This window comes from Acinetobacter sp. ANC 3882, from assembly GCF_022549545.1.
Taxonomy (GTDB): Bacteria; Pseudomonadota; Gammaproteobacteria; order Pseudomonadales; family Moraxellaceae; genus Acinetobacter.
On record NZ_JAKZGB010000001.1, the window covers coordinates 180,740 to 199,093 of the forward strand.

The 18,354-nt window shown below is 38.9% G+C and carries 16 protein-coding genes; 12 read left to right on the plus strand and 4 right to left on the minus strand.

What is annotated here, in order from left to right:
- Positions 1-48: 48 nt before the first annotated feature.
- On the plus strand, positions 49-2,379 hold the full coding sequence (locus MMO42_RS01030; RefSeq protein ID WP_241318810.1) for a TonB-dependent receptor: 2,331 nt from the start codon (positions 49-51) through the stop codon (positions 2,377-2,379).
- 165 nt (positions 2,380-2,544) lie between these two features.
- Here MMO42_RS01030 and MMO42_RS01035 read toward each other — a convergent pair whose 3' ends face one another.
- Genes MMO42_RS01035 through MMO42_RS01045 form a run of 3 tightly spaced genes read right to left on the minus strand, consistent with a single transcriptional unit; the run spans position 2,545 to position 4,210 of the window.
- Positions 2,545-3,033 carry a hypothetical protein gene (locus MMO42_RS01035; protein WP_241318811.1) on the minus strand — a complete coding sequence of 163 codons (489 nt, stop codon included), beginning with the start codon at positions 3,031-3,033 and terminating at the stop codon, positions 2,545-2,547.
- The gene (locus MMO42_RS01040; protein WP_241318812.1) at positions 3,030-3,644 is read right to left on the minus strand and encodes a hypothetical protein; all 615 of its coding nucleotides are present in this window, start codon (positions 3,642-3,644) and stop codon (positions 3,030-3,032) included. The genes MMO42_RS01035 and MMO42_RS01040 overlap by 4 nt, the downstream gene beginning before the upstream one ends.
- 11 nt (positions 3,645-3,655) lie before the next feature.
- Complete coding sequence (locus MMO42_RS01045) at positions 3,656-4,210, minus strand: PAAR domain-containing protein (protein ID WP_241318813.1); 555 nt, start codon at positions 4,208-4,210, stop codon at positions 3,656-3,658.
- A 189-nt stretch (positions 4,211-4,399) separates the two neighbouring features.
- On the opposite strand from MMO42_RS01045, the gene MMO42_RS01050 reads away from it, so the two are divergent.
- From MMO42_RS01050 to MMO42_RS01075, 6 genes are all read left to right on the plus strand, one after another.
- Positions 4,400-5,497, plus strand: a complete 1,098-nt coding sequence (locus tag MMO42_RS01050) for an LLM class flavin-dependent oxidoreductase (protein ID WP_241318814.1) — start codon at positions 4,400-4,402, stop codon at positions 5,495-5,497.
- Between the two features lie 183 nt (positions 5,498-5,680).
- Positions 5,681-5,941, plus strand: a complete 261-nt coding sequence (locus MMO42_RS01055; protein WP_241318815.1) for a hypothetical protein — start codon at positions 5,681-5,683, stop codon at positions 5,939-5,941.
- 149 nt (positions 5,942-6,090) lie between these two features.
- Positions 6,091-6,912: an AraC family transcriptional regulator gene (locus MMO42_RS01060; protein WP_241318816.1), complete on the plus strand. Its 822-nt coding sequence runs from the start codon at positions 6,091-6,093 to the stop codon at positions 6,910-6,912.
- A gap of 70 nt (positions 6,913-6,982) precedes the next feature.
- Complete coding sequence (locus tag MMO42_RS01065; protein ID WP_228129825.1) at positions 6,983-7,606, plus strand: LysE family translocator; 624 nt, start codon at positions 6,983-6,985, stop codon at positions 7,604-7,606.
- 156 nt (positions 7,607-7,762) lie between these two features.
- Positions 7,763-8,353 (plus strand): uracil-DNA glycosylase family protein, encoded by a 591-nt coding sequence (locus MMO42_RS01070; RefSeq protein WP_241318817.1) that lies wholly within the window; start codon positions 7,763-7,765, stop codon positions 8,351-8,353.
- A gap of 20 nt (positions 8,354-8,373) precedes the next feature.
- Positions 8,374-8,997 carry a class I SAM-dependent methyltransferase gene (locus MMO42_RS01075; RefSeq protein ID WP_241318818.1) on the plus strand — a complete coding sequence of 208 codons (624 nt, stop codon included), beginning with the start codon at positions 8,374-8,376 and terminating at the stop codon, positions 8,995-8,997.
- 36 nt (positions 8,998-9,033) lie between these two features.
- On the opposite strand, the gene MMO42_RS01080 is transcribed toward MMO42_RS01075, so the two are convergent.
- A complete protein-coding gene (locus MMO42_RS01080) occupies positions 9,034-10,557 on the minus strand; it encodes a phospholipase D family protein (protein ID WP_241318819.1) in 1,524 nt (507 codons plus the stop codon).
- Positions 10,558-10,834: 277 nt separating this feature from the next.
- Here MMO42_RS01080 and MMO42_RS01085 point away from each other — a divergent pair, with 277 nt between their 5' ends.
- The 5 genes from MMO42_RS01085 to uca all read left to right on the plus strand — a co-directional run bounded on the left by MMO42_RS01085 (position 10,835) and on the right by uca (position 18,349).
- The gene (locus tag MMO42_RS01085; protein WP_004653592.1) at positions 10,835-11,110 is read left to right on the plus strand and encodes a metal/formaldehyde-sensitive transcriptional repressor; all 276 of its coding nucleotides are present in this window, start codon (positions 10,835-10,837) and stop codon (positions 11,108-11,110) included.
- Positions 11,111-11,130: 20 nt separating this feature from the next.
- Positions 11,131-12,240, plus strand: coding sequence for an S-(hydroxymethyl)glutathione dehydrogenase/class III alcohol dehydrogenase (locus MMO42_RS01090; RefSeq protein WP_241319565.1), 1,110 nt, complete (start codon positions 11,131-11,133; stop codon positions 12,238-12,240).
- Positions 12,241-12,295: 55 nt separating this feature from the next.
- Positions 12,296-12,652, plus strand: a complete 357-nt coding sequence (locus tag MMO42_RS01095; protein ID WP_241318820.1) for a LysR family transcriptional regulator — start codon at positions 12,296-12,298, stop codon at positions 12,650-12,652.
- Between the two features lie 249 nt (positions 12,653-12,901).
- Complete coding sequence (atzF, locus tag MMO42_RS01100; RefSeq protein WP_241318821.1) at positions 12,902-14,728, plus strand: allophanate hydrolase; 1,827 nt, start codon at positions 12,902-12,904, stop codon at positions 14,726-14,728.
- A 15-nt stretch (positions 14,729-14,743) separates the two neighbouring features.
- Positions 14,744-18,349, plus strand: coding sequence for an urea carboxylase (gene uca / locus MMO42_RS01105; RefSeq protein ID WP_241318822.1), 3,606 nt, complete (start codon positions 14,744-14,746; stop codon positions 18,347-18,349).
- The last annotated feature ends 5 nt before the right edge of the window (positions 18,350-18,354 follow it).

Consider the following 18,354-nt stretch of genomic DNA (forward strand, 5'->3'; position numbering starts at 1 on the left):
ACTCAATTGTTATGTTATAACATAACAATTGAAAATAAGGAGTTCAATGTGCGTTACAAAGCCTTGGCATTAGCCATTCTATTTATCAATCAACAAGCATCTGCAAATGAGCAGGATAGTCCTGTCATTTTGCCAAACATTAGTTTAAAAGCAGAAACTGATCTTTCAATCGGAAACAATATCGTTTTAAAGAATCGAAAGGCAGAAAATCAAACTTTGGGAGATGCACTCAAGCATGTATCAGGGGTGCAAAGTAGTGCTTTTGGTCCAAACTCTGGCGCACCCGTCATCCGCAGTTTAAGTGGCAATCGCGTACAAATTCTTGAGGATGGACTTTCAGCTTATGGAATGAATGCGGTCAGTGGCAATATTAATATTCCTTTTGATCCATTATTTAACCAATCTATTCAGGTGAATAAATCTTCTGATAGTGTGCGATACGGCGGAAACGCGATTGGTGGCAGTGTAAATATTGAGAATGACCTGATTAGCAAAGAAATGCCAAAGAAAGACCATAATTTAGAGTTGGCTGTACGAAAAGGTTGGAATAATGCAGATGCTCATGGATTTAAACTGAATTTGAATAATCAAAGTAATTTTTCAACTAACTTCTTATTTTCTAAACAGGACATTTCGTCTTATAAGATTCCTGAACAGAGCAAAGCCGAACTGTGTAATAGTGCTGTTTTTCCTGCCACAGGAGGCGTAAATTCAGCGTTGGCGGATGCTTGTCAAAAGGATACTCGTATCCAGCAAATCTACAACACAGCATCACAAAAATATATTGATCAATTCATGACTGAAAATCCGGATTGGGCGGATGGGAAGTTTTCATTTTATACAGATAAACCTACATCCGTCTGGAGCGGTAAAACGTATACCAATCCTGTTAATCCAGAGTATGTTCCTGATACGGCTAAGTATAAAGAAAACAGAATTAATAATGATGTAACGCCAAACTATAATCGGAAATTGGGCAATAGCTATTTAGAAAATCAGCACTATGCGATCGGGACGACCTATTTTGTAGATAATGGCTATATTGGTCTGAGCGCAGATTCAAAGAAAAATGCCTATGGTGTCCCCGGTTTTTCTTTAGAAAATAAGTCATTTCAATCGTCCTATGATGATGGTCTGCCTGTTGGGGTAAAGACGGATCAACGAAAATATAGATTGGATAGTCAATTTAACTTAGATACACCATTCCTGAAGGGGATCGATTTCAAAGTGAATCAGGTGATCAATCGCTCTGGTGAATACTTGGGTACACAACTGGCAAACGATTACCGCTTTGATACCAAACAAGCAGAATTATTATTGAGACATCAGCCTCTACCTTATTTAAATGGTCTGCTAGGCGCTAGTCTAAGTAATCGAACAGTCGAAGGACAGGGCAAGTTACGTTACCTTCCTGATGTGAAAACAAAAACTCAAGCGATCTTTATCCAAGAAAAAATTGATCTGGATCGTGTGTCTTTCGATGCAGGCTATCGCCAAGAACGTTTGGATCATACAATCAAAGCCAGTGACTTTAAGAGTTCTCGTAATTCCGCCAATACAACACTACAAGATACCAGTTTCGATCTCGATAGCTACAGTGTGGGCTCTTATCTGAAAATGAATGACTATTTAGGCATGAAGCTTAGATATTCTGTATCGGAACGCGCACCAGAACTCAATGAACTTTATGCCAGTGGCAACCATTATTCGATTATGATCAATGAACAAGGAAATCAAAAGCTAGAACCTGAAAAATCCAAAAATACAGAGCTTACAGGCTTATTGGGTTATAAAGATTTTAATCTTGAAGCCACTGTTTATAAGATGAAATTTGAAAACTATCTGTACTTAACTCATTCTGGTATGCAAACTTCGAATCGGCTACCACTGAAATACTGGACTCAAACAGATACTGAAATTACAGGTTTTGAAGTTGATCTTAAGCAAAAACTCAATACTCAACAATTTGGTCTTTTTACACTTGGTGCATTTGCTGATTTTGTAAAAAATAAAAATTTAAGTCCAAATCAATATAGCTTATTTAATGACGGCAATTATTTACCGAACATGCCAACAAGCCGTTATGGTGCAAGCGTAGAGTGGAGTAAAGGGGATTGGGCGGCACGTCTTTCAAGCATTTATTATGATAAGCCCAAATATCTAGGGAAGAATGTTTCGGAGGAAGTACCATTGCCCGCTTTTAATATGCTTGATATGCAAATCAGTAAGCATATTAAGTTAAAGAATTCTGATATTGACGTTTTCCTGAATGGGTCAAATCTACTGAATGAGGAAGCGAGACCGCATAATTCTCCTTTGAAATATATTGCACCATTGCCAGGGCGTGGTTTCCAACTTGGGATTAATATGAAGATCTAGACTGCGGAATATAACATTGAAGATGGCTGGCACGAACTAAACAGCTACGGTTTCTTCTAAGTAATTACCATTTTTACATGCTGGAAAAGTTTAAAATTTGCATAAGATGCCAATTGGGGAGATTGGCATCTTTTTACATTATTGTGAGTGGTGGATAGTAGAAAACTAAGTGCATATTTCAACAAAATTCTTAGCAGTTTGATCTTTAGTATCCCTCAACTTGATGACTTTTTTTCTTTCTTCATAGAGTCGATGTACGTCACTTAGAGTTTCAACTTTAAGGTCTTTTCTATACTTCTCATCAATTTTCTCTACATAGTTTTCCATATAGACCGTCATCCAACATATTGTATTGAGATCTGCATAATCGAAACCATTGCGTTCTAAGCCTTCCACCCAATCAGGATACTCTTCACTTAAAAGACTACGAGCTGTTTCCAGCTTTACGTAAGTATTATTAAAAAGTGTTTCTTTTAATGCAGGGTCATTAGAGAAATTTTTATTTGCTTCAATAAAAACTCTATAGTTATCGGTTGCATAGTTTTTCAGGTCTACTTTTACAAATTGATCAATATCATCTTTATCAGATGATGCTTTACAAGATGTAAAGAATAAACAAGAAATAGCTAGTACTGGGATTAATGTCATTTTCATAGTGAAAAACGGTTTTTAGGTGGGATATAGTTGTAGTTTTGAATATATTGAGAAACTGTTGCTCTATCATATGAACGTCCGAAGACATTTTGATACATATATTCATTAATTCCAAAAGGTCCATTATTGGTAAACACTGCCAAAGCATTTGCTGCAAGAATAGGCTTGCTTGCATTCGATAATGCTAAATCAATGATTTCACCAAAATTTTTCTTAGCAATTGCCATTCGAGCAGAAAAAGAATCTTTTGCTAATTCTAAGATCATTTCTGCCCCTTTATTTCTGGAATGCTTTTGTGCATACAAGGTGAACTTTAAATACATCATTGTATGAAAAGAATAACGCTCTAATACTGCATCGCTAAACTGGCGCAAATCATACTCAAGCCCAAAGTGAATAGCTAAATCATGCTCAAAGGGATATTTCTGTTTCACCCAGTCCCATTGAGTCTGGTTCATCATAAAAGTGTAAGGTACCGTTGTATGATAGTTAAGTACTTTAACGATACTATTACAAAGTAAAGGATCTAATAATTCATCTGCGTGGCAGACTTTGACTTCATTATCTAAGGATGGTATTAGAGTCGGCGAAAATATTCTATCTTGTGTCATTCTTAGAGTCCTTATAACGACGGTAACGGTTTTGAGGCATCAATTGTTTGAAACTCAACTTCATCAGGCGAGTTAGCATTAATGATGTGAGTTTTACCTTCTTCGTCAGTCCATCCAGTTTCTACTTTCCCATTCTTCTTGTAGATGATTGAATATGGAATTTCACTAAACGTTTTCTGAGTCTGTTCATCCTTTAGTTGGAATTGTATCCCATATTCTTTATTAGGATTGTCCTTTACAAAGCTATCCTGAGCTGGGGCTATGGCAGAGGCTATGCTTTGGCCACTGCCTACACTTCCGTTATTATCTTGGACAACTAAACTTTGTTTTGGCAATAATTTGCATCCACATGAAAGAGAATCATTCACTCTAGCTGCAGCTTTACCGAAGATTTGCATGTGTGGATCACCACTGATAATTATTGCCACAGTTTTGTGTTTTGGACATGTAGCTTTATCACCAATACAAGCAATAGGAATACCTTCAATCAAGAAACTGCTATTTCCAGTAATCACTTGTCCACCACCTGTTGTTGGACAGCCAATCACAATATAAGGTGTAGCCATATAATTTTTGCCCTCTATTTATTTATTGGGGCATAATAACAAGGGGTAGACAGAACATACTGTTTAGTTTCTTTAATAATTTTAAAATATAACTTAAGTTTTTTGAGAAATTTGCGCTTAGCCAAAGATTCATTAGCAGAATATTTTGTTCTTATTGTAATTACATTTTATATTAACAAAGGAAAAATCATGCTTCAACATAACTTCAATTTATCTGATTCTTTTAAACTTGGTATTTTTGCTTCAAATTGTTCAGGAGGCCTAACACCATCAACATTGGATGATGGCTGGGATGCCAGTTGGGATAAAAACCTAGAATTAGCACAAATGGCAGATGAAGCAGGAATTGATTTCATGCTATCTGCTGCACGTTTTATTGGTCATGGGGGTGAAAAAGATTTCCACGGTACTGTTTTGGAAACTGTGACGTGGGCATCTGCATTATTAGCCAAAACTAAAAATATTCAGATCTTCGCGACATTGCACACTGTGCTGAATCATCCAATAGTAGTAGCAAAACAAATCGCAACCATGGCACAAGTGAGTGATAATCGTGTTGGCTTAAACATTGTCGCGGGGTGGAATAAACCTGAATATGATGCAATGGGCCTGCAATTACCTGATGACCATGAAACAAGATATGGTTATGCACAAGAGTGGTACGAATTAATCAAAAAAACGTGGCAAAGCACTGAGCCCTTTAATTGGGAAGGCCAGTTTTTTCAAACACAAGGTACCTATGGCAAACCTAATCCTAAAATATTTCCTCCTATTTTTAATGCTGCAGGTTCTAAAGAAGGCCGTGAATTTGCTGTCAAAAATTCAGATTTCTTATTTACACCAGCCTCTGATTTGGGGCGTTCAGTGACTGAAATAAAAGAGTTAAAACATGAAGCAGAAACTTTAGGGCGAAAGATTAAAGTTCTGACTTTTGCTCATGTCATTTGTCGTCCTACAGAAGATGAAGCCAAAGCCGAGTGGAATAGACAACTGAATCATGCTGATCATGGTGCAGTAGAACATTTGATGGATACGTTATTTGCCTTTTGTAAGTCTTTCCCTGCAGATTTGCGAGAAGATTTACGTCAACGTATTGCTGTTGGTCATGGTGGTTTTCCCTTAGTTGGTACTCCTGAACAAGTTGCAGAAGGGCTAATACAGTTACATGAAACTGGTTTTTCAGGTAGTACCTTATCTTTTCTCAACTATACGCAAGAGTTTCCATATTTCAGGGATCATGTTTTACCGATTTTAAAACAAAAAGGGCTGTTGAAATCGGTTTCTTGATCTGAGTAATTTCTTTATTTACATTTTTTGAGCGGCAATCCTTAACCTGTTAAGGATTGTCTTGATGTGTTATGAGTCCTTTATTTATATGAAAAAATTTCTTCAACTACATAGATTTCTGACTGGTGCTGTCTATTTTTTATGATATAAAAATAGTTCAACAATTAAACTTGAGAATAACAAATGTATGAACAAAAATATCATTGGTATTTAATTGGTTATACGTTTAATGATAAGAGCAATAACGGCAATACGAGAAATTTCAGCATCCAATTACCCTTAGAAACGTTTTTGCCACCCGTTTCCAAATCTAAATTAAATGAGCTAAGTATCATTGGGGCAGAGTGGATCCAAAAAAATGATCTAGCAACACAGCCTGAGAATTTATTTGCCATTTCGATTTGTTATTTAGGTGAAATGACACAATCACAATTTAATGCTTAAGAATGCATTTTTTGTAAGCACTAATTTAATAAAATGACAGTTGTAGGCATTGGCATTTTATTAAATATGAAGCAAAAAATAATGAAGATTTCTTTATAATCAATTTAACATTCATTAGGAATTATCTAAATCTTTAAGATTGAGTTGATATGAAAAATTCTGCACGAATACATTGTTTTGACGATCTAGATGGCTTGGAACTACTTGTAGCAGATTTTTCTGACCATGAGTTTGAAAGGCATTGGCATGATACTTGGTCAGTTGGTGTTGTATTGCGAGGGGCAAATAACAATAGTGCTAAACGGAAAATGGAGGGGATTGTTAAGTGTGGTGAAGTCAGCATCATTGCTCCTGGGGAAGTCCATGCCGGAACAGTCGTTGGGGAGCAAGGATGTAGATATTTTATGTTCTATCCTAAGGTGGAGAATGTATTTAATACTGCTGAAAGTATGGAAATGCATTTACCTCCGAATATTGTAGCAGGTCTAAAGCAAACTATATTTGCGAAAAAGCTTTGTGAAGCTGCCACAGTTCTAACAAACATAGACTCTGATAAATTTGAAAGAGACGTTGTTTGGAGTAATTGCATGGCTGAATTTCTTCACGTATTTTCTTCTGTTAGAGCACAAGAAATTGCAAGTCAAAAGAGTTTAGCGTCCTTACATTTAATACGAGCAAAGGAATATCTTCATGATTATCAATTCGAAGGAATTAGCCTAGATAGATTAGCGCAAGCAGCAGGCATATCGAAGTTCCATTTATGTCGTCAATTTACAGCAAAGTTTGGTTTGTCCCCAAGTCGTTATCAACGGCAACTTAAGCTACAGCAAGTTAAAAGAATGCTTTCGACAGGTCGTGATATCGCAGAAATTGCTGCTAGTTGTGGTTTTTCTGATCAATCTCATTTAGGAAGAGCATTTAAATCTACTTATGGGACTACTCCTCGTAACTATCGCAACTTCAGTCACTGAGCAATATCATTCTATCTTGTTGGTGTAGAGATGTTGAAAATATGTCTAATTAACGTTTCAAATGATGTTTATGGATATTTCAACACTTTGGCTATTTGCTATTTCTGCTACGATCTTAACGCTCATTCCAGGTCCTGATATGTTACGTGCATTATCGAATACAATGAGTCTGGGGGCTAAGGCGGGATTGATCACTGTATTTGGTGCTGTGACTGGAGTGATGTTCCATATCCTATTTGCGATTGCTGGTGTAACGGCATTAATTTATTCTTCTACTGTATTGTATAAAAGTTTTATAATTATTGGTGCGTTATACATTTTGTGGGTTGGTGTTAGTATATTTATAAATAATAATCCACTCAGTATTGATAACATTAAGTCTAAGAAAAGCTGTAAAAAAATTTATTCAGAAGGATTACTCACTAATCTTTTAAACCCTAAAGCTATCATATTTACCCTGGCTTTTATTCCTCAGTTCATTCGTATCGAAGCTGGTCGTGTTACATTTCAAATGTTAATACTTGGTCTTGAGTTGATCATTGTAATGTTATTAATACAAGTTCCTCTCGTATTTTTAGCTGGAAAAATTGCTGTTAATGTCAAAGGAAGTTCTAAAATCGGTATTTATATCAACAGATTTTTTGGAGTTATTATTGTTTTTTTAGGTTTAACGATCTTATTCATTCGCTTATAAAAATATTAGTCTTATTTAAAACTGAATGGAAAAAGATATTTAGAATATTTTATTGAAGTGAAATTTTCACCAACAAAAGACCCAAGCAAAAAATCGTAAAATTCTATAAAATAAACGAAACTTTTCGCTCAATTTAAAATTTGGCTCTTTGTATAAATGACTGATATAGAAATAGAAACACATCCATTACAACCTTTTTTACCAACGACTGCAAAGCTGCTGATGCTCGGTAGTTTTCCACCGCCACAAAGCCGCTGGAAGATGGATTTTTACTATCCGAATTATCAAAATGACATGTGGCGAATTTTTGGTCTAATTTTCTTTAAAGATAAAGAGCATTTTTTAGATTTGCCCAATAAAAACTTTAAAGAACAACATATCCGTGAGTTTTTAACTCAAATAGGCATTGGTATCTTTGATACGGCCTATCAAGTGAAGCGCTTACAAGGCAATGCATCAGATAAATTTTTAGAGATTGTCACACCGACGGATTTATCAAAACTACTTGAGCAAATTCCGTTGTGCCACACCATTATGACCACGGGTGATAAAGCGACAGATACGCTGATGCAAAATTTCCCCGATCAGATCGTCAAGCCAATGATTGGTCAATCTGTACAGGTCAATTATCCTGATCGAGCGCTGAATTTATATCGCTTACCATCATCATCGCGTGCCTATCCGTTAGCACTGGAAAAGAAAGCAGAAGCCTATCAACAATTTTTTGAACAAATTGGCTTGGTGTAAGGATCAAAAGAGGAAAGTACATGAACGATGTCGAGAGTCCAATTGATTTAAGAAATCTCAAGGATGCCTTGGAATGGCAGGAAACAGCGAATGTAAAACGTCCGTGGCGGAAGGATTTTTTTGATTATTATGTTGATCTTATTCGACCGCGTAGCTCTGATCAATGTCAAATATTGGAGCTGGGTTCTGGACCAGGATTTTTAACTCAACATTTACTTTCACAATTACCTAATATTGAATATACCGCTTTTGATTTTTCGGCAGTAATGCATCAATTGGCGCAAGAAAAACTACATGCATCAGAAAAAACACGAGCAACATATGTTGTTGGGAGTTTTAAAGATGCTCATTGGCAAAATACCTTATCACAGAAATATGACTTTATTATCATCCATCAGGCGCTACATGAGTTACGCCATAAAAGATATGCAATAGAGTTTCATAAAACGATACGAAGTTTATTAAAGCCAAATGGCTGCTATTTAGTCTGTGACCATCTGTGTGCACCACATGCGATGCAAAATGATCAGCTCTATATGAACAAACAAGAACATTTGCAAGCGTTACAACAAGCAGCTTTTAAGCAGATTAAGATACCCTTAGAAATACAAGGGCTATGCTTATTTGAAATGAATGTAATTTGAATCAATATAGCGAGTCTATCTCAACTCGCTATACACTTACATCATCCATTCAATAGGAAGATAGGACACAAGTTTCATGGTGAATCGCTGAAATTTGGTACTTTCAGGATCATGGTGATGCTCCACAATCTCACCGTTTGCTTTATGTTCATACCAGACAATATTGCCTTTTTCATCAAGTTTGAGTTTATACGCAACTTGAAGTAAACGCTGATCCAGCATGGCCGTAATTTGATCCTGCAATTGATCTGATTCCACCACTAGACCGACTTCTGTATTTAAGTGTGCAGAGCGAGGGTCGAAATTGAACGAACCAATAAATACTTTGCCATCCGTGTCGAAGAATTTGGCATGTAAGCTCGAACGATTTTTCCCTTTGGCAGGAATCACACTTCCTGTTGCGATTTCATACCAAAAGCGATTTTTTCTTTCAATATTTGGTTTGAACTCATAAAGTTGTACACCGTTTTGCAAGAGTGGTTTACGGTACAGACTATAAAATGAGTGAACCAAAGCGACATCATTGGCAACTAGGCTATTGGTCAGAACGCGAACTTTGACACCATCTTTAGATAATTTACTGAGATAGTCAGTCCCTTGTTGCGTTGGCACAAAATAAGCAGAAACCAATTCCATATGTTTTTCTGGTTTACCCTTGAGCCGCTTCACTTGCCAGAATAAGAGATCGTCTTGTTTGGCTTGTCCGAGTACTTTATTCGGTGGATCAGCAACAAAATGTGCTTTTGCCCATTGGATCGGGTAGTTCTGCAAACGTAATTTTAAATAATCCTGTGCTGTTTCAAGTTTTTCTTCTGTTGGCGTATCAATTTTGTCTATGGCTTTATAAGTCTGTCTTAAGCTTTCAAGCTGTTGAGGTTGACCTGTTCCAATCAACTGTTCAGTTGAATAACTCAGTTCGCTATTCCAAAATTCATTAAAGACTTGTTCCGCGTGATCAACCGCTTTGCCATAAAATACAATATCCATATCGCTAAACTGGAATTGATCACTGGCTTCAAAATATTCACTGCTAATATTTCTGCCACCCGTGACGGCAATTGATGCATCAGCAATGGTCAGTTTATTGTGCATGCGATGATTAATCTGTTTTAATCTAAACACATAGTCAATTACTCTTAAGTGTCTAAATTTATAGGGATTAAAAATACGAATTTCAAAATTGGGATGCTGAGAGAGGGCTTTTAAGATTTTATCGAGTTGTACGCCATTTTGATCGTCAATCAATAAACGGATTTTTACCCCACGATCAGCGGCTTTTAACAACTCATTCAGCATCATGTTGCCGATAGCATCGTCATTCCAAATATAATATTGCAAATCAAGATGGTGTTTGGCATTTCGAATTAAATGGGTACGCGATGAAATACTTAAAAAAGCATCATCTAAAGCTAAAAATGCAGTTAGACCATTTTCAATATTGAGATCGGCTTGTGGGTCGTTCATCCACTTTGTTTTAGTTTGCAAGGAATTACTCCGATCATGATTTTGATTGGGCGGCAAAGCGCAGCCACTGATTGCTAATATAATAACCACGGTCATTATCTTGAAATGGTATGAATTGTTTATCATTTTATTGGTCAAGCGTGAATCCAACAGTAATTTATAGGTGGTTGATTTTCTTATATATCTAAATGATTTTTCTTTCCAAGGGTTAAATGTAATTGTAAACAGAATCAACTGGTTATAACTTTCATTATTTTTTTCGATATAAATAAATTTGAATGAATGCAACATTATCATCTGTGGATCAATAAATATTGAGTTAAATTACTATACTGGTGTATAGTATATTTTTGGATTTAATGTGGTCGACATTATGCCTAAACAATTAGAGGATAAAAAAAAGATTCTCACGCGTGTAAGGCGAATTCAGGGTCAAGTCCAGAGTGTTGAACGTGCTTTGGAAAATGACACAGAATGCGCTGATATCTTGCAGCAAATCTGTGCAGTTCGCGGTGCATTAAATGGTTTGATGACTGAACTACTCGAGATTCATTTAAAAGATACTTTAGTTGTCGGTGAATCTTCTGAGTTGCAACGCAGTCAAGAGCTTATTCAAGTCAGTAAAATTCTTAAATCTTATTTAAAGTAAAATTCAGGAGTGTCATTGTGATTAGATCTCGTGCAGCCGTCGCTTTCGCCGCAGGTGAACCATTACAAATCGTAGAACTTGATGTCGAGCCACCTAAAGCAGGTGAAGTCCTCATTAAAATTACCCATACAGGGGTATGCCATACCGATGCTTTCACACTATCGGGTGATGATCCTGAGGGAGTCTTTCCAGCAGTACTCGGCCACGAAGGTGCTGGGGTTGTGGTCCAGGTGGGCGAAGGGGTCACCAGCGTTGCAGTGGGTGATCATGTGATTCCACTCTATACTGCTGAATGCAAAGAATGTCTATTCTGTAAATCAGGAAAGACCAATCTCTGTGTTGCCGTGCGTGCCACTCAAGGTAAAGGCGTGATGCCAGATGGCACCACTCGTTTTTCTTATAACGGCCAACCGATTTATCACTATATGGGGTGTTCAACTTTTAGTGAATATACAGTGGTTGCTGAAGTGTCTTTGGCAAAAATCAATCCAGAAGCCAATCATGAACAAGTCTGTTTATTGGGTTGTGGTGTGACCACAGGCATTGGTGCTGTTCATAACACTGCTAAAGTGCAGGAAGGCGATAGTGTTGCTGTATTTGGCTTAGGCGGTATTGGTCTTGCTGTGGTACAAGGTGCGCGTCAGGCCAAAGCTGGACGGATTATCGTAGTTGATACCAATCCAGATAAATTTGAGTTGGCAAAACAGTTTGGTGCAACAGATTGCCTCAATCCAAAAGATTATGAACAGCCAATTCAGCAAGTGATCGTGGAGATGACTGGTTGGGGTGTTGATCATTCTTTTGAATGTATCGGCAATACCAATGTCATGCGTTCTGCACTTGAATGTGCACACCGTGGTTGGGGACAATCGGTGATTATTGGCGTTGCAGGCGCAGGTCAGGAAATCTCAACGCGTCCATTCCAGTTGGTGACAGGACGTAAATGGATGGGAACTGCTTTTGGTGGGGTAAAAGGTCGTTCACAACTGCCTAAAATGGTTGAAGATGCAATGAAAGGTGAGATTCAGCTTGAGCCATTCGTAACGCATACGATGCCTTTGGACAATATTAATGACGCCTTTGATTTAATGCATGAAGGTAAGTCAATTCGTACTGTGATTCATTTCTAAATTTCAATGATAAGATTTGATGGTGTGATACATCATCAAATCTTGGTAATCCGAAATGTCAAAGCCGCGTTTAAAATTACACCTTCGTATCTTGTCTGATGAACAGATTGCCTTTGGCCCTGGCAAAGCAGAATTACTCGAAGCCATCCAGCGTACAGGCTCAATTTCTCAAGCAGCCAAATCCATGGATATGAGTTATCGACGTGCGTGGCAGTTGGTCGATACCATGAATCAATGCTTTCATTCTCACCTTGTTGAAACCCAAACAGGAGGAACGCATGGTGGTGGTGCAATCGTGACTGAATTGGGGCAAGTCATTTTAAGAAAGTTTAGAATGATGGAACAACAGGCGATACATTCTGTTGCTGCTGAATTTGAAGATATCGCGAATTACCTGAAAGTAAATAAATAATTTTATAACAATAAACAATTTACCAAGAATCGCCCCACATTTGCGCTGATCTTTTCTTGCTCCCTAAAAAACTGCTGATTTATAGCGCATATCAATTCGCACAAGATTTTTTAGCACCACAACTAAACCATTCTCCTGAGACTATATTCTATTAAATAGATTAAGTAATTAATTTATTTGGTAAAAAATTTATTGGCACACTTTCTGCATTTACCTATTCAAACTTGTATACAAGATAGGATTCATAAAGTGAGCGAACTAAAAACTTTAGGCTGGACAATTTCTGAATGGCAAACGGCGTATTTAAAGCAAGAAATTCAACTCGATATTTTAAAAGAATTAATTATCGCACTTGATCCAAAGGATGTAGCCTGGATATCTCTTGCCAGCATCAAGTTGCTTGAACAGCAAATTCAAGCGTTAAAGCAATTAACCCAAGATAGCGACAACCTGCAAAAGCAATTTCCGCTTTATGGTGTCCCATTTGCAGTGAAAGACAATATAGATGTTGCGGGCTTTGCCACTACTGCGGGCTGTAAAGCTTTAACAACGATTGCAGATCAAGATGCCGAAACAGTACGTTTGCTTAAACAAGCAGGTGCAATTGTGATTGGCAAAACTAACCTTGACCAATTTGCAACAGGCTTGGTTGGGACACGTTCACCCTTTGGTGCAGTACCGAATAGCTTTAAACCTGAATATGTTAGTGGTGGTTCAAGTTCGGGTTCTGCCAGTGTCGTAGCAAGAGGCTTAGTTCCATTTTCTCTAGGTACAGATACTGCTGGATCAGGGCGTGTGCCAGCCGCGTTCAATAATATTGTGGGCTTAAAACCAACCAAAGGTCGCTTTTCAAATCGAGGACTATTACCCGCAGTTAAAAGCATTGATTGTATTTCTATATTTGCATTGACTGTGGTAGATGCAGAGCTGGTTGCCAATCAAATTGAAGCATTTGATGCACTGGATAGTTATTCACGTCCGCATCCAAAAAATGTACCTGCTCGGTTCTCGAGTAAATTGAAATTTGCCATTCCGAAACAATTAAATTTCTTTGGCGATGAACAAGCAGAGAAAGCCTTCCAACAAACCATTCAATTACTTGAAAGTTTAAATGCAGAAATTACTGCGATTGATTTCTCTGCCTTTGAGCAACTTGCAGCACAGTTATATCAAGGGTCTTGGGTTGCGGAGCGTACTGCGTCGGTTGCTAATTTACTGAAAAGCAATGCCGAGGATTTTGATCCAACCGTTTTGCAGATTGTACAGCAAGGCGAAAAATATTCTGCGGTAGATGCCTACAATGCCGAATATTTGAGACTAGATTTGGCCCGGAAAATCCAAGAAAGTCTGGCTGGATTTGATGCATTGATTGTTCCAACTGCACCAACGATTTATACCATTGAGCAGATTCAACAACATCCGATTGAATATAACGCTCGATTTGGCATTTATACCAACTTTACCAATCTTGCCGATTTAAGCGCACTGGCATTACCAGCAGGCTTTAGAGCAGATAATTTACCTTTCGGCATCAGTTTAATTGCACCCGCATGGCACGATGCCGCTTTAGTCCATTTTGGTAAGGCTTGGCAAAACTATTTAGCACTGAAATTGGGTGCTTTAGACAAGACCTTAGCTTCAAACCTACCAACTTTGGTGTCTCCTCATCATATCCGTGTGGCTGTGGTGGGCGCACATTTGACAGGTATGCCACTCAATTTTCAGCTCACGACACGCGGTGCGGTGCATGTTGAAACCACCAAAACTTCGAAAGATTACTCACTTTATGCCTTAAACGGCACTGTGCCACCTAAGCCAGGCTTGGCCCGCCAACAAGACGGTCAAAGCATCATTGTGGAGCTTTGGGATGTACCAACGGCGCGATTTGGAGAGTTTGTCGCAGAAATTCCAACACCATTAGGCATGGGCAATGTCGAACTTGAAGATGGTCGTTGGGTCAAAGGTTTTATTTGTGAACCTTATGGTTTAGGCGATGCAGAGAATATTAGCCATTTTGGCGGATGGAGAGCCTATATCCAGCATCGTAACAGTCAAGCGGCAAACACAGCGAATTAATTGGGGGAAATCATCATGTTTAAAACAGTTCTTATTGCAAACCGTGGTGAAATTGCTGTCCGAGCAATTCGAACACTGAAAAAATTAGGGATTACCAGCGTTGCTGTTTATTCCGATAGTGACCGTTATGCGCAACATGTGCAGGATGCTGACGTCGCGATTGCGCTGGATGGGGTCAAGCCTGCCGATACTTATTTGAGTATAGAGAAATTGATTAGTGCGGCTAAACGAACAGGCGCAGAGGCGATTTTTCCAGGCTATGGCTTTCTGTCTGAAAGTGCCGATTTCTCTCGTGCTTGTGAAGAAAATAATATTGCCTTTATGGGCCCAACGGCAGAGCAGATTTTGGAATTTGGCTTAAAACATCGAGCGCGTGAATTGGCCGCAGCTGCCAAGGTGCCGATGACACCGGGTACTGGATTATTAGATAGCTTAGAAGAAGCGTTGACGGCTGCTGAACGAATTGGTTATCCAATTATGCTGAAAAGCACCGCAGGTGGCGGTGGGATTGGCTTAACCCGTTGTGATACTCCACAAGGATTGACGGATGCTTATGAAAGCGTAAAACGCTTAGGTGAACAGTTCTTTAAAGATGCGGGTGTTTTTATTGAATGCTTTATTGATAAAGCACGTCATGTCGAAGTACAAATTTTTGGTGATGGCAAAGGTCAAGTGGTGGCGTTTGGTGAACGTGATTGTTCATTGCAACGTCGTAACCAGAAAGTTGTAGAAGAAACGCCAGCGGCCAATTTACCTGAAGCTACCCGTCAAAAGTTGCATCAAGCAGCGGTTGAATTGGGTCGTTCTGTCAATTATCGCAGTGCTGGCACGGTTGAGTTTATTTATGATGCGCAGCGAGATGAATTTTATTTCCTTGAAGTAAACACCCGTTTACAAGTGGAACATCCTGTCACTGAAATGGTCACTGGACTCGACTTGATTGAATGTATGCTCAAAGTTGCAGCTGGCGATGTATTGGACTGGGACTATTTAAGCAATATCCAACCCAAAGGTGCGGCTATTGAAGTCCGTGTCTATGCCGAAGATCCTGTGAAAAACTTCCAACCAAGTCCCGGTGTATTGACTGAAGTGTCTTTTCCAGAAGGCATTCGTGTGGATACTTGGGTCAAAACAGGGACTGAAATTTCTCAATATTTTGATCCGATGATTGCCAAAATCATTGTCCATGCCGAAGATCGAGCTGCAGCAATTGAAAAATTAAAAGTGGTTTTGGCTGAAACCCGTTTAAATGGAATCAGTACCAATCTAGATTATGCACGCGCCATTGTTTCAGATCAGCGTTTCGAATCTATGCAAATCTGGACACGCATGCTCGATGATTTTAACTACTCACCTAAAGTCATTGAAGTGATCCAAGCAGGCACACTCAGTTCAATTCAAGACTATCCTGGACGAACAGGCTATTGGGATATCGGGGTACCGCCATCTGGTCCAATGGATGATTATGCATTCCAACTGGCCAATCGTATTGTCGGTAATAATACCAAAGCCGCAGGTTTTGAGTTTACTTTGGTCGGGCCAACATTAAAGTTTCATACGGAAACGACAATTGCACTGACGGGTGCAAGCTGTACTGCGGTATTGGATGATCAGTTGATTGCATTTTGGCAGCCGATTAAAGTCAAAGCGGGTCAAACCTTAAAAATAGGGCAAGTGGCTTCAGGCTGCCGTACCTATTTGGCGGTACGTGATGGGCTGGATGTACCCCTATATTTAGGTAGTCGCTCAACCTTTGCTTTAGGTAATTTTGGTGGTCATGCAGGACGTACTTTGCGTGTCGGCGATATGATCAAAATGGTGGATTCAAGCTTAACAAATGCCGAATTACCATTGGCAACCGAGATACCGCAAGCCTTATCGACAGATTTAATTCCTGAATACAGCAATGAATGGGAAATTGCTGTGCTGTATGGACCACATGGCGCACCTGATTTCTTTAAACCCGAATATGTAGAAGAGTTCTTTGCTTCTGAATGGACCGTACATTTTAATTCAAATCGTTTAGGCGTCAGACTTTCAGGACCTACACCAAGCTGGGCACGTGAAAATGGCGGAGAAGCGGGTTTACATCCTTCCAATGTACATGACTGTGAATATGCGATTGGTGCCATCAACTTTACTGGTGATTTCCCTGTGATTTTGGCAAAAGATGGTCCAAGTCTTGGCGGCTTCGTATGTCCAGTCACCATTGCCAAAGCAGAACTATGGAAAGTGGGACAACTTAAAGCCGATGACAAAATCCGTTTTTATCCAATTACAGTTGAACAAGCCAACGAATTAGAACGTAAGCAAATTGAAAATATCCAAAACTTTGCAGCTGCTGCTAAGGTTGTTGAAACCATTGAGCCTGCTCAAGAGGTATTCACCACAATTCTGGCACAACGTGAAGAAACTGAATTATCACCTAAAACACTGTATCGCCAAGCAGGTGATAGCTATATCTTATTAGAGTACGGTGAAAACGTTTTGGATTTGGCACTACGTTTACGTGTGCATCAACTCATTCAGATGATTCGCAGTGCCAATCTTGCAGGCGTTTTGGAACTGTCACCAGGAGTGCGTTCACTACAAATTAAATATGATGGTCTGGTTATTCCTCAAGCTGAACTGATTAAGCAATTGCTGAAACTAGAAGATCAGATGGGTGATTTAAGTCAGCTGAAAATTCCATCGCGTATCGTACATTTACCAATGGCGTTTGAGGACAGTGCGACTTTAGGTGCAGTGGAGCGCTATCAAGAAAGTGTCTGTGCTAAAGCACCGTGGTTACCAAATAACGTCGATTTTATTCAACGGATTAATGGTCTAGCGCATCGAAATGAAGTGAAAGACATTATTGTCGATGCCAATTATTTAGTATTAGGGCTAGGAGATGTGTATCTAACAGCACCATGTGCTGTACCGATTGACCCACGTCATCGTTTACTCAGTTCTAAGTACAATCCAGCACGTACCTTTACTGCGGAAGGCACAGTGGGTATTGGTGGTATGTACATGTGTATTTATGGCATGGATTCACCCGGTGGTTATCAGCTGGTTGGGCGGACGCTGCCGATTTGGAACAAGTTTAAAAAGAACAAGCAATTTGGTGATAAACAATGGTTCTTGCAATTCTTTGATCAGATTAAATATTTCCCTGTGACTGAAGCTGAACTGAATGAATGGCGCGCAGATTTCGAAAATGGTCGTGCCCAGATCCAGATTGAAGAAACTGAGTTTGACTATGCAGACTATGTACAGTTCTTGGAAAATGAAGCGGAAAGCATCGCAGCATTTAAACAGAAACAACAACAGGCTTTCGGTACGGAAGTGAGTCGTTGGAAAGAAGAATTTGCAGTACAACCAGAACAGCATGTGGAACAAGCCAGTCAGGTCGATTACAGCCATCTTTCTTCTTTAAATGCTTCAATGACAGGAAATATCTGGAAGATATTTGTTGAACATGGACAAGAGATCAAAAAAGGTGAAACTGTTGCTATTATTGAAGCAATGAAAATGGAGTTACCTGTTTATGCAGAAGAAGATGGCATTGTTAAAGCCATTATTTGCAGAGCGGGGCAAACCGTACACAGTGGTGAGCCATTGGTATATATGGAATAGGGTTG